Origin of the sequence: Acinetobacter faecalis (assembly GCF_034187745.1) — a bacterium.
GTDB classification, from domain to species: domain Bacteria; phylum Pseudomonadota; class Gammaproteobacteria; order Pseudomonadales; family Moraxellaceae; genus Acinetobacter; species Acinetobacter faecalis.
Map to the genome: position 1 here is coordinate 80815 of NZ_JAXHPF010000008.1, position 25433 is coordinate 106247.

Genomic DNA, 25433 nt, shown 5'->3' on the forward strand with positions numbered 1-25433 from the left:
GACATGGCTAAATTAACTAAACGTCAAAAAGCGATTGCAGCTGCTATTGAAGCTAACAAAGTTTACACTTTGGAAGAAGCTGTACAAGTATTAACAAGCCTACCTGCTGTTAAATTCAAAGAATCTTTGGATGTTTCAGTAAACCTAGGTGTTGATCCTCGTAAATCTGACCAAGTTGTTCGTGGCGCGACTACACTTCCTGCAGGTACTGGTAAAACTGTACGTGTTGCTGTGTTTGCTCAAGGCGCTGCTGCTGAAGCTGCTAAAGCTGAAGGCGCGGACGTTGTTGGTTTTGATGATCTAGCTGAAAGCATTCAAGCTGGTAACCTTGACTTCGACGTAGTAATTGCTGCTCCAGATGCAATGCGCGTTGTTGGTAAGTTGGGTACTATTCTTGGTCCACGTGGCTTAATGCCAAACCCTAAAGTGGGTACTGTAACTCCTGACGTAGCTAGCGCTGTTAAAAACGCTAAAGCTGGTCAAGCACGTTACCGCGTAGACAAAGCTGGTATTATCCATGCTGCGATCGGTCAAGTAGGTTTTGAAGCTACTGCTGTTCGTTCGAACGTTGAAGCTTTAATTGCTGACTTAAAACGTTTGAAGCCTGCTACATCTAAAGGCGTTTACATCAAAAAGATCACTTTGAGCTCAACTATGGGTCCTGGTCTTACTGTTGATGTTGCAAACGTTTCTAAATAAGTTTCGACTTATTACAGAATTTTAAAGCCCTGAGTAAAAATCAAAGCGCTGCTTTGATTTTTACGCAAGAAAAAACCGGTCTCGGGCTTCTTGCAAACTTAGGCAAACTTTGAATTGATAAATATTTGTTTATCAGCGTCAAAGACCTCAGGCGAAGGGAGTTTACTTCCTTCTTAATTTTCCAGCCTGCGTAGACGCGGTGGTGTGATTTGTTCATCCTCCGCGTGTAAGTTCAGAAATGAATTTACGAATTGGGAGTGTACTTCGAGTAAGTACATAAATCACCGTTAGGAGGTTTTACAATGGCTCTTCTTATCGAAGGCAAAAAACAGATCGTTGCTGAAGTAGCTGAAGTTGCTTCTACAGCGTTTGCTGCTGTTGTTGCTGACTACCAAGGTTTAACAGTTGAGCAATTAACTGCTCTACGTGTTGAAGCTCGTAAACTAGGTGTTGCTACACGTGTTGTACGTAATACTTTAGCTAAACGTGCTCTTCAAGATACTCAATTCACTATCTTGAACGAAACTCTTGTTGGCCCAACAATCTTAGCTTTCTCGACTTCTGAAGACGACATGGGTGCTGCTGCACGTTTGTTTGAAGAATTCGCTAAAACTAATAAAGCATTTGAACTTAAAGCTGCTGCATTTGATGGCAAACTTTATCAAGGTGCTGAAGTTAGCGTTATCGCTAATCTTCCGAACCAAGAGAAAGCGCTTACTATGCTTGCAAACGTTCTTCAAGCTCCTATTTCGAAATTGGGTCGCTTACTTACAGCGCTCAACGAGAAAAAAGAGTCAGAAGCTGCATAAGCTCAAACTTAAACACACATCATTCAATACCCATTTGGAGTTAATCTCATGGCTTTAACAAACGAAGAAATCCTAAACGCAGTAGCTGAAAAAACTGTTCTTGAACTTGTTGAACTTATTTCTGCTTTCGAAGAAAAATTCAACGTATCTGCTGCTGCTGTAGCTGTAGCTGCAGGTCCTGCTGCTGCTGCTGCTGAAGAGCAATCAGAATTCAACGTAGAGTTGACTTCTTTCGGCGCGAACAAAGTTGCTGTAATTAAAGCAGTTCGTGAAGTTACTGGTCTTGGCTTAAAAGAAGCTAAAGACATGGTTGAAGGCGCTCCAGCTATTCTTAAAGAAGCTGTTTCTAAAGAAGAAGCTGAAGAACTTAAGAAGAAACTTGAAGAAACTGGCGCTACAATTACTGTTAAGTAATTTCGCTAGGGGGCTAATGAAAAATTAACCCCGAAATTTGGCTGATGGCTCTTGGGTCATCAGCCTTTTTGCGTTACAATAATCGGCTCGATTTTTGTTTGCGTGATGCAAAAAGCACCACATTTATAATAATTGAATAAAATTAAATGCTTACCAATATTTTTCCATGTTTAAAAATATTGTTAAGCGTTTTAATACCACTGAAAATTGCAGCATTTGAACAAGGTGGTGGTCATATCGACCTGCGTAATTCCTTCTAAACCCGTTCTGCAGGCGGGTTTAGTTTACTTTCCGAGGACTCCAGATGGCATACTCATATACCGAAAAGAAACGGATCCGTAAGAATTTTGGTAAATTGCCGAGTGTGATGGATGCTCCGTACTTGCTTTCGATTCAGGTCGATTCGTACAGAACATTCCTTCAAGATGGCAAAACACCAAAAAACCGCGAAGATATCGGTCTCCAAGCCGCATTTCGTTCAGTTTTCCCTATAGAAAGTTATTCTGGCAATGCTGCTTTAGAATTTGTTGAGTATAGTCTTGGTAAGCCTGAGTTTGATGTTCGCGAATGTATTCTTCGTGGCTCAACTTATGCGGCACCAATGCGCGTAAAAATTCGTTTGATCCTTAAAGATCGCGAAACAAAATCTATTAAAGATGTGCGTGAGCAAGAAGTGTACATGGGTGAAATGCCACTCATGACAGATAACGGTACTTTCGTTATTAACGGTACTGAGCGTGTAATCGTATCTCAATTGCACCGTTCGCCAGGCGTATTCTTCGATCACGATAAAGGCAAAACACACTCAAGTGGTAAAGTCCTTTATTCTGCTCGTATCATTCCTTACCGTGGTTCATGGTTAGACTTCGAGTTTGATGCGAAAGATTTAGTATATGTACGTATTGACCGTCGTCGCAAATTATTAGCAACTGTTGTACTTCGTGCTTTAGGTTATAAAGACGAACAGATCTTAGACTTATTCTTTGAGAAAGTTCCTGTATACCTAGACATGGGTAGCTACCAAATTGACCTTGTGCCTGAACGCCTACGTGGTGAAATGGCTCAATTCGACATTCTTGATGCTGACGGCAAAGCGATTGTTGAACAAGGTAAACGTATTAATGCGCGTCATGTTCGTCAAATGGAAGCTGCTGGCTTAACTAAGCTTTCAGTTCCTGATGAATACTTGTACGAACGTATTACTGCTGAAGACATCGCTTTACGTGATGGCGATGTTATTGCTGCAAACACAGTATTGAGCCATGAAATCATGGTTAAGATTGCAGAAGGCGGCGTTAAGCAGTTCAATATTCTGTTCACAAATGACATCGATCGTGGTTCATTCATTGCAGATTCTTTACGTGCTGATACGACAACAAGTCGTGAAGAAGCGCTTGTAGAAATCTACAAAGTAATGCGTCCAGGCGAGCCACCAACGAAAGAAGCTGCTGAAAACTTATTCAACAACTTGTTCTTCTCTTCTGAGCGTTATGACTTATCTCCTGTGGGTCGTATGAAGTTCAACCGTCGTTTAGGTCGTCCTTACGAAGTTGGTACAGATCAGAAGTCACGTGAAGTTGAAGGTATTTTATCGAACGAAGATATCACTGATGTTTTAAAGACATTAATTGAAATTCGTAACGGTAAAGGCGAAGTAGACGATATCGATCACTTGGGTAACCGTCGTGTTCGTTCTGTTGGTGAAATGACAGAAAACCAATTCCGTGTTGGTTTAGTTCGTGTTGAGCGTGCTGTTAAAGAGCGCTTAAGCCAAGCTGAAACTGATAACTTATCTCCGCAAGATTTAATCAATGCGAAGCCAGTTGCTGCTGCAATCAAAGAATTCTTTGGTTCAAGCCAGTTATCTCAGTTCATGGACCAAAACAACCCATTATCTGAAATCACGCATAAACGTCGTGTATCGGCTCTTGGTCCCGGCGGTTTGACTCGTGAACGTGCGGGCTTTGAAGTACGTGACGTACATCAAACTCACTACGGTCGTGTATGTCCAATTGAAACTCCGGAAGGTCCAAACATTGGTTTGATCAACTCGCTTTCTGTTTATGCTAAAGCGAATAGCTTTGGTTTCTTAGAAACACCATACCGTAAAGTTGTTGATGGCCGTGTAACAATGGACATTGAATACTTATCGGCAATTGAAGAAGTGGGTACTGTAATTGCACAGGCCGATTCTGCAGTTGATGCTGATGGTAATTTAACGGAAGAAGTTGTATCTGTACGTCACCAAGGTGACTTCGTACGTATGCCTCCAGAAAAAGTAACGCATATGGATGTATCTGCTCAGCAGGTTGTATCTGTAGCTGCGTCACTCATTCCGTTCCTTGAACACGATGATGCCAACCGTGCATTAATGGGTTCAAACATGCAACGTCAGGCTGTTCCTACGTTAATCGCTGACAAACCACTCGTAGGTACGGGTATGGAAGCGAACGTAGCACATGACTCTGGTGTATGTGTGATCGCGAACCGTGGTGGTCGTATTGAATACGTAGATGCTTCGCGTGTTGTTATTCGTGTAAACGAAGATGAAATGATCGCTGGTGAAGCAGGTGTAGATATCTACAACCTGATCAAATACACACGTTCGAACCAAAACACTTGTATCAACCAAAAAGTGCTTGTAAGCATGGGTGATCAAGTTGGTCGTGGTGATGTATTAGCTGATGGTCCATCTACAGATGGCGGTGAATTGGCTCTTGGTCAAAACATGCGCGTAGCGTTCATGACTTGGAACGGTTACAACTATGAAGACTCGATCTTATTATCTGAGCGTGTTCTTCAAGAAGATCGTTTAACTTCGATTCATATTCAAGAATTGTCATGTGTTGCTCGTGATACTAAGTTAGGTGCAGAAGAAATTACTGCAGATATTCCTAACGTAGGTGAAGCTGCACTTTCTAAACTTGATGAATCGGGTATTGTTTATATCGGTGCTGAAGTTGCTGCTGGTGACATCCTTGTAGGTAAAGTAACGCCTAAAGGTGAAACACAGTTAACACCGGAAGAAAAATTGCTTCGCGCAATCTTCGGTGAAAAAGCTGCTGACGTTAAAGACTCATCTTTACGCGTATCTTCAAGCGTTAAAGGTACAGTTATTGACGTTCAAGTGTTTACACGTGACGGTCTTGAAAAAGATGAACGTGCTCAAGCAATTGAAAAAGCACAACTTGATGCATACCGTAAAGATTTGAAAGAAGAGTTCAAAATCTTCGAAGAAGCTGCTCGTGAACGTATCATTCGTTTATTGACTGGTAAAGAATCTAACGGTGGTGGTACAACTAAACGTGGCGACAAACTTTCTGAAGATATGTTGGCAGGTTTAGAGCTAGTTGATTTGTTGGATATCCAACCAGTTGATGAAGCAATTGCAGAACGTTTAACTCAAATTCAAGTGTTCTTGAAAGAAAAGAGCTTCGAAATTGATGAGAAATTTGCAGAGAAAAAACGCAAACTTTCTACAGGTGATGAACTTACAACTGGCGTATTGAAAGTTGTTAAAGTTTACTTAGCTGTTAAACGTCGCATCCAACCGGGTGACAAAATGGCGGGTCGTCATGGTAACAAAGGTGTTGTATCAAACATCCTACCAGTAGAAGACATGCCACACGATGCAAATGGTGTTCCAGTTGATATCGTACTTAACCCGCTAGGTGTACCTTCACGTATGAACGTGGGTCAGATTCTAGAAACTCACTTAGGTATGGCTGCTCGCGGTCTTGGCGAAAAAATCGACAAGATGATGCAAGAGCAACGTACAATCATGGAACTTCGTGAATTCTTAGATAAGATTTACAACAAAGTTGGTGGCGAGCAAGAAGATCTGGATAGCTTAACTGACCAAGAAGTTCTAGCACTTTCTAAGAACTTGCGTAAAGGTGTTCCTTTAGCAACTCCTGTATTTGATGGTGCTGATGAAGGTCAAATCAAAGAGTTATTAGAACTTGCGGGCATTTCACGTACTGGTCAAACAGTATTGTATGATGGACGCACAGGTGAGCGTTTTGACCGTCCTGTAACTGTTGGTTACATGTATATGTTGAAACTTAACCACTTGGTAGACGACAAAATGCATGCGCGTTCTACTGGTTCTTACTCGTTAGTTACGCAACAGCCGCTTGGTGGTAAAGCACAATTCGGTGGTCAGCGTTTCGGTGAGATGGAAGTTTGGGCACTTGAAGCATATGGTGCAGCTTACACGCTCCAAGAAATGCTTACAGTTAAGTCGGATGACGTTGAAGGTCGTACTCGTATCTACAAGAACATTGTAGATGGAAACCATTATATGGATCCGGGTATGCCAGAATCGTTCAACGTATTGACCAAAGAGATCCGTTCTTTAGGTATCAACATTGAACTGAAAAATGGTGACTAATTAGTTCCATTTAATCCCCCTTGCGAAGCAGTGCTTCTCACCCTTTGAAAAGGAGCAAGGGTGGATTTTCAGTTAAAAAACAATATTTGTGACCCAGTTGTTGAGTGAAAATCTCCACAACACACGGAGAAAAAAATTGAAAGACTTGCTCGATATCATGCGCAAAAAGACGGATTCAGACGGTCATGCTCCTGTAGAGTTTGACCGCATCCGTATTGGTCTTGCGTCACCAGAAATGATTAAGTCATGGTCTCATGGTGAAGTTAAAAAGCCTGAAACCATTAACTATCGTACGTTCAAACCAGAACGTGATGGTTTGTTCTGTGCCAAAATCTTTGGTCCAGTAAAAGATTACGAATGCTTGTGTGGTAAATACAAGCGTATGAAATACAAAGGCGTCATTTGTGAAAAATGTGGCGTTGAAGTAACAACTGCGAAAGTTCGTCGTGAACGTATGGGTCACATCGAATTAGCTTCTCCAGTTGCACATATTTGGTTCTTGAAATCATTACCAAGCCGTATCGGTTTATTACTTGATATGACGCTTCGTGATATTGAACGCGTATTGTATTTCGAATCTTATGTTGTAACTGACCCTGGTATGACTCCATTTGAGAAATACCAACTTCTTAACGATGAAGAATACTTCAATGCGTTAGAAGAGCACGGTGATGAATTCACTGCGAAAATGGGTGCAGAAGCAGTTCAAGATTTGTTGAAAGACATCGATCTTGAAAACGAAATTTCTCGTTTACGTGAAGAAATTCCGAATACAACTTCAGAAACTAAGCTTAAAAAAGCTTCTAAGCGTTTGAAGTTGATGGAAGCGTTCAAAGAATCTAACAACAAACCAGAATGGATGGTGTTGACTGTACTTCCAGTTCTTCCACCAGATCTTCGTCCGTTAGTTCCTCTTGAAGGTGGTCGTTTCGCGACTTCTGACTTGAACGATCTTTACCGTCGTGTAATTAACCGTAACAACCGTTTAAAACGTCTTCTTGACCTTGCGGCTCCAGACATTATCGTACGTAACGAAAAACGTATGTTACAAGAGTCTGTAGATGCATTGCTTGATAACGGTCGTCGTGGTCGCGCAATTACAGGTTCGAACAAACGTCCTCTTAAATCTTTGGCAGATATGATCAAAGGTAAACAAGGTCGTTTCCGTCAAAACTTACTTGGTAAGCGTGTTGACTATTCTGGTCGTTCGGTAATTACTGTAGGTCCTACTTTACGTTTACACCAATGTGGTCTTCCGAAAAAAATGGCACTTGAATTATTCAAGCCATTCATTTTCGCTAAACTACAAGCATCTGGCCAAGCAACAACCATTAAAGCTGCGAAGAAAATGGTTGAGCGCGAAACTCCAGAAGTTTGGGACGTTCTTGCATCTGTAATTCGTCAACATCCAGTAATGTTGAACCGTGCGCCAACACTTCACCGTTTAGGTCTTCAAGCATTTGAACCTACTCTTATTGAAGGTAAAGCGATCCGTCTTCACCCGTTAGTTTGTGCGGCATTTAACGCCGACTTCGACGGTGACCAAATGGCGGTACACGTTCCATTAACACTTGAAGCTCAATTAGAAGCTCGTGCGTTAATGATGTCTACAAACAACATCTTGTCTCCAGCGAACGGTGAGCCAATCATCGTACCTTCTCAAGACGTTGTCTTAGGCTTGTATTACATCACTCGTGATGCGATCAATGCCAAAGGTGAAGGTATGGTGTTTGCGGATACTGACGAAGTAAACCGTGCACTTGCAACAGGTCAAGTTGATTTACACGCTCGTGTTAAAGCACGTGTACATCAAACTGTTATTGATGAAGATGGTAACCGTGAGCAGCAAACGATTGTTGTAGATACAACTCCAGGTCGTTGCTTACTTTGGGAAGTTGTTCCTGAAGGTATGGATTTCCAACAAATTAACCTTGAGATGAACAAAAAGAACATCTCTAAGTTAATTAACTCTTGCTACCGTAAATTAGGTCTTAAAGATACTGTTATCTTTGCTGACCAATTGATGTACTTGGGCTTCCGTCAAGCGACTCGTTCAGGCGTTTCTGTTGGTATGGAAGACATGTTAATTCCACCAAACAAAGAAGCGATTATTGCGAAATCTGAAGCTGAAGTTCGTGAAATCGAACAACAGTTTGAACAAGGCTTCGTAACTGCTGGTGAACGTTATAACAAAGTGGTCGATATTTGGGCGCGTACAAACGACCAAGTAGCGAAAGCGATGATGGATAACTTATCTTTCACAACTGTTAAAAACAAACAGGGTGAAGATGAGAAGCAAAAATCATTCAACTCGATTTACATGATGTCTGACTCAGGTGCCCGTGGTTCGGCAGCTCAGATTCGTCAGTTAGCGGGTATGCGTGGTTTGATGGCTAAGCCAGATGGCTCGATCATTGAAACACCAATTAAAGCGAACTTCCGTGAAGGTTTGACAGTACTTCAGTACTTCATTTCAACACACGGTGCACGTAAAGGTTTGGCCGATACAGCACTTAAAACAGCAAACTCGGGTTACTTAACTCGTCGTCTAGTAGACGTAGCGCAAGACTTAGTAATTACTGAGCCAGATTGCGGTACTTTAGGCGGTCTTGTAATGACTCCGTTCATTCAAGGTGGTGATGTAATTGAGAACTTGGGTAGCCGAGTACTTGGTCGTGTTGTTGCTGAAGATGTAAAACGTGTAGGTTCTGAAGAAGTTATTCTTCCACGTAATACGCTTATCGATGAGAAAATTGCAGCATTCCTAGAAGAAGCTGGTGTCGATGAAGTTAAAGTACGTTCAGTAGTTTCTTGTGAATCTACATTTGGCGTATGTGCGAAATGTTACGGTCGTGACCTTGCTCGCGGTCATTTGGTAAATCCAGGTGAATCTGTGGGTGTAATGGCTGCTCAATCAATTGGTGAGCCAGGTACACAGTTAACAATGCGTACGTTCCACGTTGGTGGTGCTGCAAGCAGAACTTCTGCTGCAAACAGCGTACAAGTTCGTAATAAAGGTACAGTACGTTTCCACAACGTGAAAACAGTACAACACGCTAAAGGTCACTTGGTATCAACTTCACGTTCAGGTGAGATTGGTATTGCGGATGACATCGGTCGTGAGCGCGAACGTTATAAACTTCCTTACGGTGCGTCTATCTTACTTAAAGATGGTGAAACGATTGAAGCTGGCGGTATCGTTGCAACTTGGGATCCACATACACATCCACTTGTAACAGAAGTTGCCGGTAAAGTACGCTTCAGCCAAATTGCTGACGGTGTAACTGTTACCTCTAAAACTGATGATGCAACAGGTATGACAACAATCGAAATCTTACCAGTGACTTCACGTCCTGCGTCAGGTAAAGATTTACGTCCAGCAGTTGTATTGGATACTACAGATGGTGGCGAACAGTTCTACTTCTTACCACAAAACACAATTCTTTCTGTCCGTGATGGCGAAACAATTGGTGTGGGTGATGTAATTGGTCGTGTACCACAAGAATCTTCACGTACTCGTGATATTACCGGTGGTCTTCCACGCGTAGCCGATTTATTCGAAGCACGTAAACCGAAAGAGCATGCAATTCTTGCTGAAATTTCTGGTGTTGTAAGCTTTGGTAAAGAAACTAAAGGTAAGAATCGTCTTGTGATTACTCCGGATGATGGCTCTGAAATTTATGAAGAGTTAATTCCTAAGTGGCGTACGATGAACGTGTTCGAAGGTGAGCATGTGAACCGTGGTGAGACTGTTTCTGATGGTCCACAAAACCCACATGACATCTTACGTTTGAAAGGCGAAGTTGCGCTTACAAATTACATCGTGAACGAAGTTCAAGATGTATACCGTTTGCAAGGTGTAAAAATTAACGATAAGCACATTGAAGTAATCGTACGTCAAATGTTGCGTAAAGTTGAAATCACTGACGGTGGCGATACAAGCTTTATTAAAGGCGAACAAGTGGAATACATCCGTGTTGTTGGCGAAAACCAAGCTGTACTTGCTCAAAACAAGTTCCCTGCTAAGTTTGAACGTCAATTAATGGGTATTACAAAAGCATCGCTTTCTACCGACTCGTTCATCTCTGCTGCATCGTTCCAGGAAACAACTCGTGTGTTAACTGAAGCTGCTGTAACAGGTAAAGAGGATGATTTACGCGGTCTGAAAGAAAACGTTGTTGTAGGTCGTCTGATCCCAGCGGGTACAGGTCTTGCTTACCACTTAGAACGTCGTCGTCAAGAATCTGAAGCTGCTGAGTTTGAGCTTGTAAATGATTTCTCTGACGTAGATCAAGCATTAAGCCAAGCATTTAACGAAGAATTTTAATTCAACGTTAAATGATTGAATGAAAAGGCGCCTTAGGGCGCCTTTTTTATATCTAAAATAAACACTTTTAAAAATACGTTATTTTTCATATATTAAATAAGTAAAAGATCATGACAATTAATTGAGGGATTAAACATGAAGTTAAATAAAACAATTTTAGGCTTAGCAGTGTTGAGTTTATCTACATTTACAATGGCAGCACCTATGCCACATACCATTACTGTAGAAGATAAAGCTGTTGTTCCAGTGCTTAAAACAGAAGTGATTCGTAAAATTGCAGGTCAAAATGCAACGCGCCATGTAGAAGCTACAATTTTTGAAGTAACAAATAAAGGCAAAGATGTTGTTGCACGAGAAGTTGAATTTAATGATGATCAACAACAATTTTCAGAAAAGAAATTATCTATTCCTGTTGTGAAAAAGGGTGGTGTAATTGTACCAACTTCAAAAATTGAGCTAAATACAACAATTACACAAGGCGGGGAAGTGCTTTCTAAAAATAAGAAAATTGATGCTGAAGGTGTGGAGTTTAAAAAGGATCAATCTGAACCTGTTAAACGTACACTTAAACTGAATGAGGCAACAGGTGTAGAGGCGAATAAAAAAGTATCACATGTTGTAACAACAGAAGATGGTGAAAAAACACGTGATATGCTGATTATTAATGAAAATCCATAAGTGAATGTTGATGAGCTTTTAAGGTTTTATTTCTGAATTTGAGCTCAACATTCACACTATTTCACTTACATAAATTCATTATTCATTGTTTAAAAAATGGCTAATATAAATTGAACAAAAGGAGAGGCGCTATGAAAAAATTAGTAATGATGACAAGCGTGGTTGCAGCTTCAGCTTTTATGTTGGCAGGCTGTGAAAATATGAGTACAAACCAACAACGTATTGGTGCCGCAGCTTTAGGCGGTGCAGTTGGTGGTGGTGTGGGAAATAAAGTGGGCGGTAGTGTTGGTGCTGCTGCTGGAGCTGGCGCAGGTTCTGCTGTTGGTAGCAAAACTCAGAATGGCTCAAACCGTAATGCAACTTATAGTGGCGTTGGTGGTGCTGTAGGTGCCATTATAGGAAAAGAAGTGCTAGGTGGTAATTCTGGTGCGGCTATAGGTGGTGCATTGGGTGGTGGTGCAGGTGCTGCTATAGAGCAGAAGAAATAGAAGTTTCTTTGAGTCTTGTTTTAAAAAAGCGCAATGATTTGCGCTTTTTTATGTTTATAGATATTAAAACCATTTCTTCAATTTAAATTATATTTACCAAAAAATGAATTTTAGTTGATGATATTTAATGGAATGTTTGAATCTTTTATCGTTAATATTTTATATTAGCTAGATATAAAATTGTAAGCGGATAACTGGAGTAAATTTAATAGGAAACTCTGATAAAATACTTCTTTTTTAAAAATTACTATTTTCTATGTTTGCAATTCTTGCTGCCATTACAGTCATGTTTGGATTGTCATTGGCTCGTGTTCCTGTCGTATTTGCATTAATTATTGGTGCGGTAACTGGTGGTTTATTAGCTGGACTTGGTATCCATGGAACAATTCAAGCATTCAATAATGGTCTAGGTAATGGTGCACAAATTGCGCTTGCCTATGGTGTGTTGGGTGCATTCGCGTTGGCTTTAGCTCGTTCAGGTTTGCCAGATTTGCTTGCTTATAAGCTCATTACTACTTTAAAAGGTAATAGTGATGTTAAAGCACAAAATCGTGTGAAATATATGATTTTTGGTACTATTGCTCTTGCTGCTATATGCTCGCAAAACGTGATTCCAGTGCATATTGCTTTTATTCCAGTATTGATTCCACCGCTACTTAGCGTGTTTAACCACTTAAAGCTAGACCGTCGTTTAATTGCTTGTGTGTTGACCTTTGGTCTTGTTGGTACTTACATGTTAGTACCTTTTGGATTTGGTGCGATTTTCCTGAATGATATTTTAGGGCAAAACATCAATACATTTGGTAAGCCATACGGTTTCAGCATTTCATATGATCAAATTCCACATGCGATGCTTATTCCTGTGCTGGGAATGTTTATTGGTTTATTAATTGCGGTATTTTTTAGTTATCGTAAACCAAGAGAATATTCGGATTTAAACGTTAAATCTTCGCAGAATACGATTTCTAATAGTGTAAAAAGTGATGAAAATGGCAAACCGCTAGTTGCTAAATTTACACTGATTATGGCGGCTATAGCTGTCGTTATGACGCTGTTTGTACAAGTGATATCTGATTCAATGATTTTAGCAGGACTTGTAGGTGTTGCTATTTTAAGTTGTGCAGGTATTTTCAAATGGAAAGAAGCAGATGATGTAATTGTAAGTGGTATGCGTATGATGGCATTGGTTGGCTTTATTATGATTTCTGCGCAAGGTTTTGCATCAGTTATTGAAGCGACAAATCAGGTACCTGCTTTAGTACAAGCATCTGTTCAATGGATTGGTGATAGTCAAGGCTCAGCAGCATTTTGGATGCTTTTGATTGGCTTACTTATTACATTAGGTATTGGTTCGTCATTTTCAACAGTACCTATTCTTGCCATTATTTACGTACCGTTATGTTTACAGTTTGGCTTTAGCCCTGCTGCAACAATTGCACTTATTGGTACAGCAGCAGCGCTAGGTGATGCAGGTTCGCCAGCTTCAGATTCTACATTAGGTCCAACATCAGGTTTGAATATGGATGGTCAACATGACCATATGTGGGACAGCGTAGTACCTACTTTTATTCACTACAACATTCCACTAATGATTTTTGGTTGGATTGCAGCAATGGTTTTATAATCTAATCTTTATAAATATATTAGAAGTGAATATATATTTATTTCTGATAAATTTAGTAGGATTAAAATAAAAATATTAGATTAATAGGGTTAGGATTAAAACCAACCTTATTGGTCTAGTTAAAATAAATAATGTTAAATAACAATAACTTGATAATATATATGAAATTTTAGAAATAATAGCTATTGCATAATATTAATACACGCGTTTATTATAATGTTATTCATAACAAGGGTATTTAAAAAATGCTAAAACAAGTTGCTCTTATTGCATTAATGGGTATGTCTGCTTCTGCTATGGCTGGTCAATGGCAAGTTAAAGTAGGTGGTTCTGTAATTGCTCCAACTCAAGATACACAAATTCTTGGTGGTGCAGCAACAGTTGAAGCTGATAACGAACTTGCTTTTACTCCATCTGTAGAATATTTCTTTAATGATAATTTCTCTGCTGAATTATTATTGGCTACGCCTATTAGCCATGATGTTACGGTTAGTGGTGCAGCAAATGCAGGTGTTAAAATTAAACATTTACCACCAACATTAACTGCAAAGTATAACTTTAAGAATTCTACTGGCTTTACTCCATACGTAGGTGTAGGTGTTACTGCATTTATTCCATGGGATGAAGAAACTTCAGGTGATTTAGCTGGTACTACAGTAAAAGTTAAAGAAGACTATGGTTATGCTGCTCAAATAGGTATGAATTTTCAGCCTGCTGATGCGAAAAACTGGGGCGTTTTCCTAGATGTACGTTATGCTGATTTAAATCCTAAAGTTGAAACTGAAGTACCTGGTGCTACGAAGTTTAAGTTAGATATCGATCCTGTAATCTACACATTAGGTTATAGCTACAAGTTCTAATTATTTAGAAATGTAGAATATTAAAAGCCTTATCTTTTGATGGGGCTTTTTTATTGCAAATAGAAAACAAAAATGATGTAGATGCCGTATTGAATAACTTGCTATGGATAGATAGTTTATTAATGAATATCTAAATAAAGATAAGAGAAATAATGAAAATATTTATTCAATTTCTGCTCATGATAATGAGTCTTTCTTTGACACAAACTTATGCGGCAAGTTTCGATTGTAATCATGCAAAAACAAGTACAGAGCATGCAATTTGTGAAAGCTTAGCTGTGAATGATGCAGATGTTAAAATGGCAACCACTTATAAAATAGTCAATAAATTGGTGCCAATGGGAACCCGATCCGTGATTCGAGATGAACAGGTGAAGTGGTTAGCTATGCGTGATCGTTGTGGTAAAGCTGAAGCTTGTTTAAATGAAGTTTATAAAATGCGTCAGCAACAACTCGATATTTATTTACAACGTATTTATCAAAAAGGTCCTTTCTAATTTTTTTAAATTTGCTATTGAAAAATAAGCGCTAAGCTCCAATTCATTATGTATCCAAAACAATGTAATGAATTTAAGGAGTAATGAATGAGCGAGCAAAGCGCACAAAAACATAGTTTCCAAGCTGAAGTGGCTCAGCTATTACATTTAGTGACGCATTCTCTATATTCAAACCCAGAAATTTTCCTACGTGAATTGATTTCGAATGCATCTGATGCGTGTGATAAATTACGTTTTGAAGGGATTAATCATCCTGAATATTATGAAAATGATCCTGACTTACATGTTCGTGTAAGCCTAAATAAAGACAATAAAACAATTACAATTTCTGATAATGGAATTGGTTTAACTCAACAAGAAGCCATTGATAACTTGGGTACAATTGCAAAATCAGGTACGAAAGACTTTATGTCTAAGCTTTCTGGCGACCAAAAGTCAGATGCGCAATTAATTGGTCAATTTGGTGTTGGTTTCTATTCGGGCTTTATTGTTGCTGAAAAAATTACGGTTGAATCACGTCGTGCAGGTGCAGCTACAAACGAAGCAGTTCGTTGGGTAAGTGGCGGAACAGGTGAGTTTGAAGTTGCACAAATTGAAAAAGAAAGCCGTGGCACAGATATCATTTTACATTTACGTGAAGATGCACTCGAATACCTAGAAAGCTACAAAGTGAAGAATATTATTAATAAATATTCAGATCACATTAGCTTGCCAATTGAAATGCAAAAAGAAGTTTGGCAGCAAGAAGAAGTTGTGGAAGGCGAAGAACCTCAAGGCGGTCAATATGTTAAGACTGACGAATGGGAAGCAATTAACTCTGCAAGTGCTTTATGGACACGTAATAAATCTGAAATTACAGAAGAGCAATACACAGAGTTTTATAAAAACCTAAGTCATGACTTTGAAGCGCCACTTGCGTGGGCACATAACCGTGTTGAAGGTAGCACTGAATATACGCAATTGCTTTATATTCCAAGCAAAGCACCAGGCAATATTTTTACGCGTGAAGCAAAACCAGGCATTAAGCTGTATGTGAAACGCGTATTTATTATGGATGAAGCAGAAAACCTGATTCCAAACTACTTACGCTTTGTTCAAGGTATTGTAGATAGTGCAGATTTACCGCTTAACGTAAGTCGTGAATTACTTCAAGAAAGCCGAGATGTTAAGACAATTCGTGAAGGTAACACACGTCGTATTCTCACAATGTTAGATGGTTTATCTAAATCTGAAGACGAAAAAGACCAAGAGAAATACAAAAAATTCTATGCAGAATTTGGTTCTGTATTGAAAGAAGGCTTGGGTCAAGACTTAGTGAATCATGACCGTATTTTAAAACTTCTACGTTTTGCAACATCAACCAATGACGAAGTTTCAACAACATTGGCAGATTACAAAGCACGTATGAAAGAAGGGCAAAATGCAATTTACTACGTGACTGCCGATAGCCTAAATGCTGCGAAAAACTCTCCACAACTTGAGTTATTCAAGAAAAAAGGCATTGAAGTATTGTTGATGTCTGAGCGTGTAGATGAATGGGCAATGGAATTTGTTCATGAGTTTGACGGCACACCAATGCAAAACGTGGCAAAAGGTGCGGTAGATTTAGGCGATCTTCAAGATGCTGAAGAGAAAAAAGCATTAGAAGAAGCGACTGAACAATTTAAACCTGTGGTAGAGAAACTATCAGCTTCATTGAATAAAAAGGCGAAAGAAGTACGTGTAACAACTCGTTTAGTCGATTCTCCTGCATGTTTAGTGACAAGTGATGGTGATTTATCTCCGCAATTGTTACGCATGCTAAAACAAGCGGGACAGCCTGTACCTGAAATTAAACCAATTTTAGAAATTAACCCTGAACATCCATTGGTGAAAAAGTTAGAAAGCTCTGAACAGTTTGATGACTTGGCAAATGTGATTTTTGATCAGGCATTAATTGCAGAAGGCGGTTTACCTGATGATCCTGCTGAATATATTAAGCGTATTAATAGCCTTTTATTGAAGTAATGATTAGGTTCTATTGAGTTTAAGAAGCCTCCTTAGGGAGGCTTTTTTTATTAAATAAAATGTTAAAAATGGAATATTCTTGGCGATATATTATTCAAATTACCTATGTAAATAATAAGAAAATACGTCTACACTTAGATCTAAAAATAAGATTAAAAAATAAGTATTAATCTATAATAACGATGTTTTAATTTTGGAATTTAATTTATGAAAATTTTTCTATCTCTCGTTGCATTTTTTAGTATTCCATTGGTTTCTATGCAAGCTGCACTTGCAAATGTATCGGAAAAAAATGTTGTTTCTAAATCAGTTACATCTACTAGTAAAGCATTAAGTCATGTAGATATTAACCCTTTTGTGGATAATCAACGTTTAGACAAAGCGAAAATGGATGAAAAATCTTCGCAGAAAAAACATTCTATTCGTTAGAACCACCTTGTTGCATGTTGTGAAAATATAAATGTGTTCGATTGTTATATATGCAAAAGCCCATCTCATTTGATGGGCTAAAATTTAAGGATTTTCTATTTTTTTCTGTAAGGCATTAAGTAAATCTAGCGTAACAATAGGTTGTGGTAATAACGTTATTATTTCTTGAATCATTTGCCAATTTAGACCTTGCTGCCGTGTAAAAGTTATAAACGGATAAGCAAGGTCTTGTTCGTTTAGCAGCAAGCGATTTGTGCCACAAATTAAACGAATTTTCCCACGTTCTTCTAAAAATAATAAAGGTGTGTTTATTTGTGCTTCATCTTCTTCAAAGAAAATAAACTTTCTATTTGAAACCAAATTTTTAGGAATAAATGGCAGGTATTGGCTTTGTTGCCAAACAATCGTATTCGATGAAATATATGCTTTAAAAAGCGTATCGTTGCTATTTAAAGCATTTTTTAAGTCTTGCCACTTTAATTGACGAATAGCTGAAATTTCACAAGATAGGTTTTGGCTATAGGTTTTTAGTGACGCAATAGCTTCTATTTCACTTTCTGCACCCATATAAATAATATATTGAGTGAAGCTTCTTGTATCTGTTGTTTCTTCCGCCATAAAAATTGGATGATTAATTAAGCTTTCGATATTGGCTTCATTGATGAGAACAATATTGTTTGAGTGCTCTGAAATTGAAAACTCATAAAGAGAAGTTTCATTATTTTTTAAAAGAATAGGTTTAACAGAATAGTTTGTACCATCAATATTTACATTTTCGAGCTTAGGCGTAGCTGTTTGTATTGGTGGAATATCACTTAAAATTGGGGTTTCTTGTTGTAAATTTTCGGGTTGTAAAGCTTCATCTGTTGTTAATGGTTTTGACTCTTCTATTGGTGGTTCAGGTTCAGTTTTTTTGAGCTCTTGAATTGCTAAAGTGTAATTATGTGTTCCTCTTTGAGAAAGTGTGGACTCAATAACTTTTACTTCATTTTTTATAGCATTTTGTGGAAGGTATTTTTGAAAAATGGGCTCATCAAACAAAGTACAAATATCTTGAATGCGCTTTTTAGCCTGAGCTGTTTCAAAAAGTGAAAGTGAGCCGTGCTCTAAGCTTGTCGTTAACTCTTTCAGCTCTTCAATGTACTTTGTTTTTTCTATGTTATTCATATTCAGTAGCTCAAAGGAGTTTATGCGCCTTTTCTAGATAACTACCCAAAACAATATTTAACGCTAATTCAACCAGTTTATATTCTGAAGAAAGAGGATCTTGATATTTTTCAGACATTTCAAATAATTGTTGAATATGAATTGTTTGAGGTGGAACTTCATTTCTTATAAGTGCTTGTAACAAAGATAAGTGCATAATGAACCTGAAAAATTAAGTAAATTTAAGTTTTTGTATAAAAAACTTAGGAATTCAAACCGTATTTTTTAAGAAAAATTTTGTTACGTTTTTTATAATAATCAATCAATTTGAAAATGCAAAGAAAAAGCCATCAAAATTGATGGCTTTTTTTATATAAATAGACTTATTTTTTTGGGACTTCACATTCATCATCTGCACAAGTTGGTGCATCTTCAGTATTTGCTTCTGTTGTTGCTGGAGCTTCTAATGCTTTTTCCATCACTTGTTTAAATACTTCAGTAGGTTGCGCACCTGCTAAAGCAACACGTTGGTCAAATACAAAGAAGGGAACGCCTGTTACTTGTAATTGTTCACGAGCAACTTCTTCGTCAAATTTTACGAAGTCTGCATAAGCGTCAGAATCTAAAAGATCGTCTACTTCTACAGGGTTTAAACCAATACGTGACGCAACATCTTCAATAGTTTCACGCTCACCAATTGCCAAACCTTGTGTCATATAACTAAAGAAGAACGCTTCTTTTGCTTCTGAACCTAAACCTTTGCTTTGAGCAAGGTGAATAAGACGATGTGCATTGAATGTATTGCCTGAGTTTGCACCTTCCCAGTTAAATTCAATTCCTTCTTCTTTTGCCATAGCCGCAATATTACGTTGCATTTCTTCAACTTCTGCAAGCGTACGACCATATTTTTGTGCCAAACGTTCAGAGTTTGAAACTTCTTGACGAGCAGGAGCTTCTGGGTCTAATTGATAGCTGTGCCAATGAACTTCAAGTTCTACACCTGCTTCTGTTGCTGCTTTTTCTAATCTTTTTTTACCAATATAACAAAATGGGCAAACCACATCTGACCAAATATCTACGCGCATGAGCATTCTCTTTTCATTACTTATTTTTAAAGTGGGGATAGTTTGTATAAATTAAAGCATGAAATTCATAATTAGATGTTAAACGTACAAATCATCATAAAAAAGTAACTTATATATGCAATTTATTCTAATTTTATAAAACCTTTAAAAATAAAGTGTTGTTGCGATTGGTGATTGTATTTTGTATAAAAAGCATGCAATTATAAGGCTCAAATTGACTATACTTTTGTATAGGAGAAAAAATGAAACGTGTAGTGTTGGTTATTGCTGCGGCAACATTCAGTATTTTTGGATATATGATTTATCAATATAAAGTACAACAAAATGAGCTAGCACAATTAGAAGTTTATCAATCGGTTATACAAGATGAAGGTCAATTGATTTTTGAGTCAGCGCAAAAGTGGCAAAAACCAATTTCTGTAGATTTGGATACTTCAAATTTAGAGGGTGACTATAAAATTATGGCAGATTTTGTGCTGAATTTTATGGTGCAAAGTGCAGAAGCTCGAAATACGTATTTACGTGAATTAAAAGCATTAAATTGGGATAAGTTTTTAGATGTAAACCGTTTAGATAAAGACAAAAAGAATAAATATGAAGAAACGGAAATTATGTTTATTGCTGTAAAAGAGGTGATGACTCGTTATCAAGAAAGTATGGTGCATCGTGATGAGTTGGCGTTAAACGAAGCAAAACATTTAAAGGTGAATCAGCGTTTTCGTCGTTATTTAACCGAGTCTTTTAAAGAAGTGGTAAAGCAGAATAACGGGCAAGAATTATTTGAGCTTGAACAGCAAAGTTTTGCGAAAGCGCAGGCTTTATTTGCCATTTTAAAAGAGAGTAAGTGGCAAGCGAAGAATAATATGTTTATGTTTCAGGGTGATGATCACGTGAAGCAGTTTAATAAAATTTATAAAGAAATGCTTGAGCTAGATAAGCAAATGAAGAAGGTGAGTCAGAAAAATCAGAAGGCGATAGAAGCGAGTTTGTAGGATTTGAGATGAAAGAAGGGATGCAGAAGCATCCTTTTTTGTTTTGATTAGAGTGAGTGATTTTAAAATGTGAATATTTATAAGTGGGTAGTATTCGAAGTGATGAAGATTAATTCTGAAGTTTGTCCATTGCTTTAGCAATATTAAATAAGCCAAATATTGCTGCTAACATTGATAAAATAGAATAGATACATAAGAAAAAAATAAATAAGTTAAAGGTAGTCACACCAAATAAATATAGATTATATAATAGGTTACAGCTTTTTAAATTAATAATCTTTACAAGGTGAGCTATAGAATTTGTATGCAAAGTAAAAAGCCCAATGAATGCTAATACTTGTAAAATTATAAAATGAATAAAACTAGCATTGATTACTAAAAAAGCAGAGACATGATTTACTTTCTTTTTAATAAGAATTTCTTTTAATTTTTTATCGCCAAGAGTTAGCCAAATAGCATAACCTGATAAAGAGAAGCCGAGAAGACTAGGGAATGTACCTAAAAATAACGTATACCAGCCTGAGCTTAACCATGTGTTATAAGAAATAGCTGTAATGAGTACAGCTATCCAAAAGTAAGAAGATTTAATTACCGCATTTGATCCACCATAGCATTTCCAATAATCATGAAAATCATTCAACATTTTTAGACCTTTTTAATTTGGCGGGTTGGAATAAGCTTTTCGGAAATAAATTTTAGCCTATTTTCAATAGTTATACTTTTCTGAAAAAGTTGAGGGTGGTTTAACGGAAATGCTTTAGTACTAATTTCTTCAGATCGTTGATTAGCATTTTCAAAAATTGCACGAACTTCCCCATTTTCTGCAGCAGCCATACCAAATTTTTCTGTATTTTGTTGGAGGTTTAGATATTCTCCATCTTGTGCTGTAAGGGAGATTGTCATATTTTTAGCTTTTTGATCTTCTAGATATTCGGTGATTGCCTCATCTACTAAATCGCCAAATATATCTGGATTAGGTCTTGTAACTAAAAATTCGATTCGTTTAAGTTTTCGATTTTTTAATATACTTCGAACTTTTTTCTTTGACGTTAATGTATGGATTTCACCACTATTAAAAATTTCTTTAAATTTTGGAGTTGATAAAATCTTTTTGAAAAAATTTAATACTACATTATAGCTAATTGTAGATTTTTCATTTTCAAGTTCAAAAATTATTTTATGATTTTCAGGATAAAAAGAGAAATAAAAGAAGGTTGGTTTATATTTAATGTTTGAGGCTATATCTAAACTCCAATTTTCTGGAGTTTTACCTGTATTCAGATCAATAAATTGGGTTGGTAACAGATTTTCATATCTTACTAAAGCTCCATAAAAACCTTTGAGTTTATTATCTTTATCGAAATAATTAATTTCATGAAGAGCAAGATGATAAGTTCGGTAACCAGTAGGTATAAAGAACTTTTGCTTAAAAATAAATTCAAAAAAATCTACATAAATTTGGGGAGTGTGGTGTGGGTGTAGTGTTAAATTATATCCAGTGTAAATATATGTTCTTTGTTTTTCTAAAAACTTTTCATTTTTCACTACTATAGTCCTAAAAAATAAGTTTAATTATCTCCTTATTTTATAATAAAAAATCCTCGCTTTAGCGAGGATTTTTTATATACTTTAGACTAGTTAAACCCGTTCAATAATAGTCGCAATACCTTGACCTAAACCAATACACATCGTCGCTAAACCAATTTGTGTATCTTGTTGTTCCATTACGTTTAGAAGCGTAGTGGTAATACGCGCACCCGAACAACCCAATGGGTGACCAAGCGCAATAGCACCACCATTCAAGTTAATAATGTCTTGCTTCTCGTAAATACCCAAGCCTTTCATTACAGACAAACCTTGAGCAGCAAACGCTTCATTCAACTCAATTGTTTGAATATCTGCCATGCTTAAACCAGCACGCTTCAACGCTTTTTGAGTCGCAGGAACAGGACCATAACCCATAATTGCAGCATCACAACCTGCAACCGCCATAGAGCGAATTACAGCACGAGGCTTAAGACCTAAAGCTTGAGCACGTTCAGCAGACATCAATAACATAGCAGAAGCACCATCAGACAATGCTGAAGAAGTGCCTGCTGTTACAGAACCACCTTTCGGGTCAAACACAGGACGTAAAGCAGCAAATGCTTCAAGGTTAGAATCAGGACGAATTACTTCATCAATATCGCAAAGCTGTTTAAAGCCGTTAGCATCGTGACCTTCAACACCAATAATTTCGTTTTTAAAACGACCTTCTTGCGTTGCAGCCCAAGCACGACGGTGAGATTCAACACCAAATGCATCTTGCTCTTCACGTGTAATGCCGTTCATACGACCTAACATTTCAGCCGTTAAGCCCATCATGTTAGACGCTTTTGCATAATGCTTAGATGCTTCAGGGTTAAGGTCGATGCCGTGCATCATACCTACGTGACCCATATGCTCTACACCACCAATAATGAAAATATCACCTTGGTTCGTTGCAATTTGCGCAGCCGCCGTGTGAATTGCTTGCATAGAAGAACCACAAAGACGGTTTACAGTTTGACCTGCAACAGTTTTTGGTAAATCTGCCAACAAAGCGATGTTACGTGCAACGTTCATCCCTTGTTCAAGCGTTTGGTTCACACAACCCCAAATTACATCTTCAACTTCGTTAGTATCAAACTGGTTACGAGCAACCAATGCACGAACTAATTCAGCAGATAAGCTGTCAGCACGAACATTACGGAACATACCATTTTTGGTTTTACCCATTGCTGAACGTACACCATCAACGATGACAACGTCACGTGGATTTAAAGTAGCCATTCACGTTGCTCCTTAACCGTAGAATTTTTTGTTGTTAGCAGCCATGTCACGCAACATTTGTGGCGCTTCATAAGCTTTACCTAAGTGAGCGTATTTGTCGCAAAGCGCAACGTATTCAGCAACACCTGTTTGGTCGATGTAACGCGCAGGACCACCACGGAATGGAGGGAAACCTACACCCATAATCATCGCCATATCTGCTTCAGAAGCTGTCGCCACAATGTTGTCTTCTAGGCAACGAACAGTTTCGTTACAGAACGCAAGCATCATACGATCAATAATTTCTTGAGCATCAAATTCACGTTTTTCTGAAGTCGCAACAGAAGCCACAAGATCATACGCAGTTGGATCAACCACTTTGGCTTTTTTACCTTTACGGTCAAGTTCGTATTTGTAGAAACCAACGTCATTCTTTTGACCAAGACGTTTGTTTTCGTACATGACTTGAATTGAACCTTTGTAGTCAGGCTTCATACGGTCAGGGAAACCTTCAGCCATGACTTCTGCACCGTGAACGCCAGTATCAATACCAACAACGTCCATAAGGTAAGCAGGACCCATAGGCCAGCCGAAACGTTCCATTACTTTATCAATTTGCTGGAAGTCTGCACCATCTTTTAGAAGAAGGTCGAATGCACCAAAGTAAGGGAACAATACGCGGTTGACTAAGAAGCCTGGGCAGTCGTTCACAACGATTGGTGTTTTACCCATTTTCTGAGCAAGAACAACAGTTGTTGCGATTGCTTCAGCAGATGTTTTCTCACCACGAATCACTTCTACCAATGGCATCATGTGAACTGGGTTAAAGAAGTGCATACCTACAAAGTTTTCAGGACGTTCTAGGTTTTCAGCCAAACGCGTAATTGAAATTGTAGATGTGTTTGAAGCAATAATCGTGTTTTCGCGAACTTTCTTCTCAGTTTCAGACAATACGATGCCTTTCACTTTAGGATTTTCAGTTACAGCTTCAATAACAATATCAACGTCTTTGAATTCGTCATAGCTTAATGAAGGACGAATGCGCGCAAGAGTTTCACCCATTTGAGCAGGCTTCATTTTCTTACGTTCAACTTGTTTAGTCAGTAAACCATTTGCTTCTTTCATACCTAAAGCAAGTTGTGGATTACCAATGTCTTTCATAATAATTGGTGTGCCTTTGCTTGCCGCTTGGTAAGCAATACCACCACCCATAATACCAGCACCTAACACAGCAGCTTGGTTTACAGGATGCGCGCCTTTTTCATAACGCTTCGATGTTTTTTTCACAATTTGGTCGTTGATGAATAAACCAATCAACGCGCCTGCTTGTGGAGTTACAGCAGCTTTCGCAAAGCCTTGAGCTTCTACTTTTAAAGCTTCATCACGTGGAAGGCTTGCACCTGCTTGTAGCGAGTCTAAAAGTAATTTTGGCGCAGGGTATTGCGCAGGATTTGCTTTAGAAAGTACCGCACCTTTAGATGAGTTAAATGCCATCATTTGTTCGATAGGGCTTAATTTAACAGGATCTAATTTTTCTTGGCGTTTTGCTTTCCAGTCTAAGCGACCTGCAATTGCTTGTTTAACAAGGTCAATAGCAGCATCTTGTAATTTGTCAGCAGCAACAACAGCATCAACAGCACCGTCTTTAAGTGCGGCAGCAGGTTTTTTAGGATTAGCCATAGCCATCCATTCAACTGCATTGTCGATACCAATGACACGGCTTAAACGAACCGTACCACCAAAGCCTGGGAAAATACCAAGTTTGATTTCTGGCAAGCCAACTTGCGCTTGTTCAGACATCACACGGTAGTCACAAACAAGGCACATTTCGAAACCGCCACCTAAAGCCATACCATTAATAGCAGCTACTTTAGGAAGGTTTAAATCTTCGAAAGAATTGAAGATGTCATGAACAGGCAAAGCCCAATCCACAATTGCTTGTTCGCCTTGTGCAAAGTTCGCACCAAATTCTGTAATGTCTGCACCAACGATGAATGTAGATTTTGCACTTGTTACGATTAAACCTTTAACATCGCTATTTGCTTTAACAGCGTCAATTGCAGCTTTAAAATCTTCAATTGTTGCACGGTTAAATTTGTTGACCGACTCACCTTGTAAGTCAAAGCGGAATTCTGCAATTCCGTCCGAAAGCATTTGGACGGTAATGGCATTGCCAGCGTGGATCATGCCTGATC

General features: G+C 38.2%; 20 protein-coding genes. 13 read left to right on the top strand and 7 right to left on the bottom strand.

Annotated elements, in window-relative coordinates; all coding sequences use genetic code 11:
• Positions 1–3 precede the first annotated feature (3 nt).
• The 12 genes from rplA to SKM54_RS09965 all read left to right on the top strand — a co-directional run bounded on the left by rplA (position 4) and on the right by SKM54_RS09965 (position 17225).
• Positions 4–699, top strand: coding sequence for a 50S ribosomal protein L1 (rplA, locus tag SKM54_RS09910; RefSeq protein ID WP_311918156.1), 696 nt, complete (start codon positions 4–6; stop codon positions 697–699).
• 302 nt (positions 700–1001) lie between these two features.
• On the top strand, positions 1002–1508 hold the full coding sequence (gene rplJ, locus SKM54_RS09915) for a 50S ribosomal protein L10 (protein WP_311918157.1): 507 nt from the start codon (positions 1002–1004) through the stop codon (positions 1506–1508).
• 48 nt (positions 1509–1556) lie between these two features.
• A complete protein-coding gene (rplL, locus tag SKM54_RS09920) occupies positions 1557–1922 on the top strand; it encodes a 50S ribosomal protein L7/L12 (protein ID WP_154771969.1) in 366 nt (121 codons plus the stop codon).
• Between the two features lie 304 nt (positions 1923–2226).
• Positions 2227–6315 carry a DNA-directed RNA polymerase subunit beta gene (gene rpoB, locus SKM54_RS09925; RefSeq protein ID WP_321087834.1) on the top strand — a complete coding sequence of 1363 codons (4089 nt, stop codon included), beginning with the start codon at positions 2227–2229 and terminating at the stop codon, positions 6313–6315.
• A 136-nt stretch (positions 6316–6451) separates the two neighbouring features.
• On the top strand, positions 6452–10642 hold the full coding sequence (gene rpoC, locus SKM54_RS09930) for a DNA-directed RNA polymerase subunit beta' (RefSeq protein WP_154771971.1): 4191 nt from the start codon (positions 6452–6454) through the stop codon (positions 10640–10642).
• Between the two features lie 135 nt (positions 10643–10777).
• On the top strand, positions 10778–11320 hold the full coding sequence (locus SKM54_RS09935) for a hypothetical protein (protein ID WP_321095261.1): 543 nt from the start codon (positions 10778–10780) through the stop codon (positions 11318–11320).
• Between the two features lie 131 nt (positions 11321–11451).
• Positions 11452–11808 (top strand): DNA transfer protein p32, encoded by a 357-nt coding sequence (locus SKM54_RS09940; protein WP_154771973.1) that lies wholly within the window; start codon positions 11452–11454, stop codon positions 11806–11808.
• A gap of 256 nt (positions 11809–12064) precedes the next feature.
• Positions 12065–13432 carry a Na+/H+ antiporter family protein gene (locus SKM54_RS09945; protein WP_321095262.1) on the top strand — a complete coding sequence of 456 codons (1368 nt, stop codon included), beginning with the start codon at positions 12065–12067 and terminating at the stop codon, positions 13430–13432.
• A 245-nt stretch (positions 13433–13677) separates the two neighbouring features.
• Positions 13678–14292 carry an OmpW/AlkL family protein gene (locus tag SKM54_RS09950; RefSeq protein WP_321089276.1) on the top strand — a complete coding sequence of 205 codons (615 nt, stop codon included), beginning with the start codon at positions 13678–13680 and terminating at the stop codon, positions 14290–14292.
• Positions 14293–14444: 152 nt separating this feature from the next.
• Entirely contained in the window at positions 14445–14789 is a 345-nt protein-coding gene (locus tag SKM54_RS09955) for a lysozyme inhibitor LprI family protein (protein ID WP_321095263.1), read from the top strand.
• A gap of 87 nt (positions 14790–14876) precedes the next feature.
• Positions 14877–16796, top strand: a complete 1920-nt coding sequence (gene htpG / locus SKM54_RS09960) for a molecular chaperone HtpG (protein ID WP_321095264.1) — start codon at positions 14877–14879, stop codon at positions 16794–16796.
• A gap of 207 nt (positions 16797–17003) precedes the next feature.
• On the top strand, positions 17004–17225 hold the full coding sequence (locus tag SKM54_RS09965; protein WP_248103568.1) for a hypothetical protein: 222 nt from the start codon (positions 17004–17006) through the stop codon (positions 17223–17225).
• A gap of 84 nt (positions 17226–17309) precedes the next feature.
• Here SKM54_RS09965 and SKM54_RS09970 read toward each other — a convergent pair whose 3' ends face one another.
• The 3 genes from SKM54_RS09970 to SKM54_RS09980 form a co-directional block, all read right to left on the bottom strand.
• Positions 17310–18392: a hypothetical protein gene (locus SKM54_RS09970; RefSeq protein ID WP_321095265.1), complete on the bottom strand. Its 1083-nt coding sequence runs from the start codon at positions 18390–18392 to the stop codon at positions 17310–17312.
• A 10-nt stretch (positions 18393–18402) separates the two neighbouring features.
• Positions 18403–18588 (bottom strand): hypothetical protein, encoded by a 186-nt coding sequence (locus SKM54_RS09975; RefSeq protein ID WP_154771979.1) that lies wholly within the window; start codon positions 18586–18588, stop codon positions 18403–18405.
• A gap of 166 nt (positions 18589–18754) precedes the next feature.
• Positions 18755–19456, bottom strand: coding sequence for a DsbA family oxidoreductase (locus tag SKM54_RS09980; RefSeq protein ID WP_321095266.1), 702 nt, complete (start codon positions 19454–19456; stop codon positions 18755–18757).
• 242 nt (positions 19457–19698) lie between these two features.
• On the opposite strand from SKM54_RS09980, the gene SKM54_RS09985 reads away from it, so the two are divergent.
• Positions 19699–20448, top strand: coding sequence for a hypothetical protein (locus SKM54_RS09985; RefSeq protein WP_321095267.1), 750 nt, complete (start codon positions 19699–19701; stop codon positions 20446–20448).
• Between the two features lie 109 nt (positions 20449–20557).
• Here SKM54_RS09985 and SKM54_RS09990 read toward each other — a convergent pair whose 3' ends face one another.
• The 4 genes from SKM54_RS09990 to fadB all read right to left on the bottom strand — a co-directional run bounded on the left by SKM54_RS09990 (position 20558) and on the right by fadB (position 25425).
• Complete coding sequence (locus SKM54_RS09990) at positions 20558–21091, bottom strand: hypothetical protein (protein ID WP_321095268.1); 534 nt, start codon at positions 21089–21091, stop codon at positions 20558–20560.
• A 2-nt stretch (positions 21092–21093) separates the two neighbouring features.
• Entirely contained in the window at positions 21094–21993 is a 900-nt protein-coding gene (locus tag SKM54_RS09995) for a DUF4747 family protein (RefSeq protein WP_321095269.1), read from the bottom strand.
• 93 nt (positions 21994–22086) lie between these two features.
• Positions 22087–23259, bottom strand: a complete 1173-nt coding sequence (fadA, locus tag SKM54_RS10000) for an acetyl-CoA C-acyltransferase FadA (protein ID WP_248103410.1) — start codon at positions 23257–23259, stop codon at positions 22087–22089.
• A gap of 12 nt (positions 23260–23271) precedes the next feature.
• Complete coding sequence (gene fadB / locus SKM54_RS10005) at positions 23272–25425, bottom strand: fatty acid oxidation complex subunit alpha FadB (protein ID WP_321095270.1); 2154 nt, start codon at positions 25423–25425, stop codon at positions 23272–23274.
• Positions 25426–25433 lie beyond the last annotated feature (8 nt).

Coding starts and splice junctions, on each gene's coding strand:
- fadB (WP_321095270.1), bottom strand. CDS start 25,425: ATGATCCACGCTGGCAATGCCATTACCGTCCAAATGCTTTCGGACGGA.
- SKM54_RS09945 (WP_321095262.1), top strand. CDS start 12,065: ATGTTTGCAATTCTTGCTGCCATTACAGTCATGTTTGGATTGTCATTG.
- SKM54_RS09985 (WP_321095267.1), top strand. CDS start 19,699: ATGAAACGTGTAGTGTTGGTTATTGCTGCGGCAACATTCAGTATTTTT.
- rplA (WP_311918156.1), top strand. CDS start 4: ATGGCTAAATTAACTAAACGTCAAAAAGCGATTGCAGCTGCTATTGAA.
- SKM54_RS09975 (WP_154771979.1), bottom strand. CDS start 18,588: ATGCACTTATCTTTGTTACAAGCACTTATAAGAAATGAAGTTCCACCT.
- SKM54_RS09980 (WP_321095266.1), bottom strand. CDS start 19,456: ATGCGCGTAGATATTTGGTCAGATGTGGTTTGCCCATTTTGTTATATT.
- SKM54_RS09990 (WP_321095268.1), bottom strand. CDS start 21,091: ATGTTGAATGATTTTCATGATTATTGGAAATGCTATGGTGGATCAAAT.
- rpoB (WP_321087834.1), top strand. CDS start 2,227: ATGGCATACTCATATACCGAAAAGAAACGGATCCGTAAGAATTTTGGT.
- SKM54_RS09950 (WP_321089276.1), top strand. CDS start 13,678: ATGCTAAAACAAGTTGCTCTTATTGCATTAATGGGTATGTCTGCTTCT.
- fadA (WP_248103410.1), bottom strand. CDS start 23,259: ATGGCTACTTTAAATCCACGTGACGTTGTCATCGTTGATGGTGTACGT.
- SKM54_RS09935 (WP_321095261.1), top strand. CDS start 10,778: ATGAAGTTAAATAAAACAATTTTAGGCTTAGCAGTGTTGAGTTTATCT.
- SKM54_RS09965 (WP_248103568.1), top strand. CDS start 17,004: ATGAAAATTTTTCTATCTCTCGTTGCATTTTTTAGTATTCCATTGGTT.
- htpG (WP_321095264.1), top strand. CDS start 14,877: ATGAGCGAGCAAAGCGCACAAAAACATAGTTTCCAAGCTGAAGTGGCT.
- rplJ (WP_311918157.1), top strand. CDS start 1,002: ATGGCTCTTCTTATCGAAGGCAAAAAACAGATCGTTGCTGAAGTAGCT.
- rplL (WP_154771969.1), top strand. CDS start 1,557: ATGGCTTTAACAAACGAAGAAATCCTAAACGCAGTAGCTGAAAAAACT.
- SKM54_RS09940 (WP_154771973.1), top strand. CDS start 11,452: ATGAAAAAATTAGTAATGATGACAAGCGTGGTTGCAGCTTCAGCTTTT.
- SKM54_RS09970 (WP_321095265.1), bottom strand. CDS start 18,392: ATGAATAACATAGAAAAAACAAAGTACATTGAAGAGCTGAAAGAGTTA.
- SKM54_RS09955 (WP_321095263.1), top strand. CDS start 14,445: ATGAAAATATTTATTCAATTTCTGCTCATGATAATGAGTCTTTCTTTG.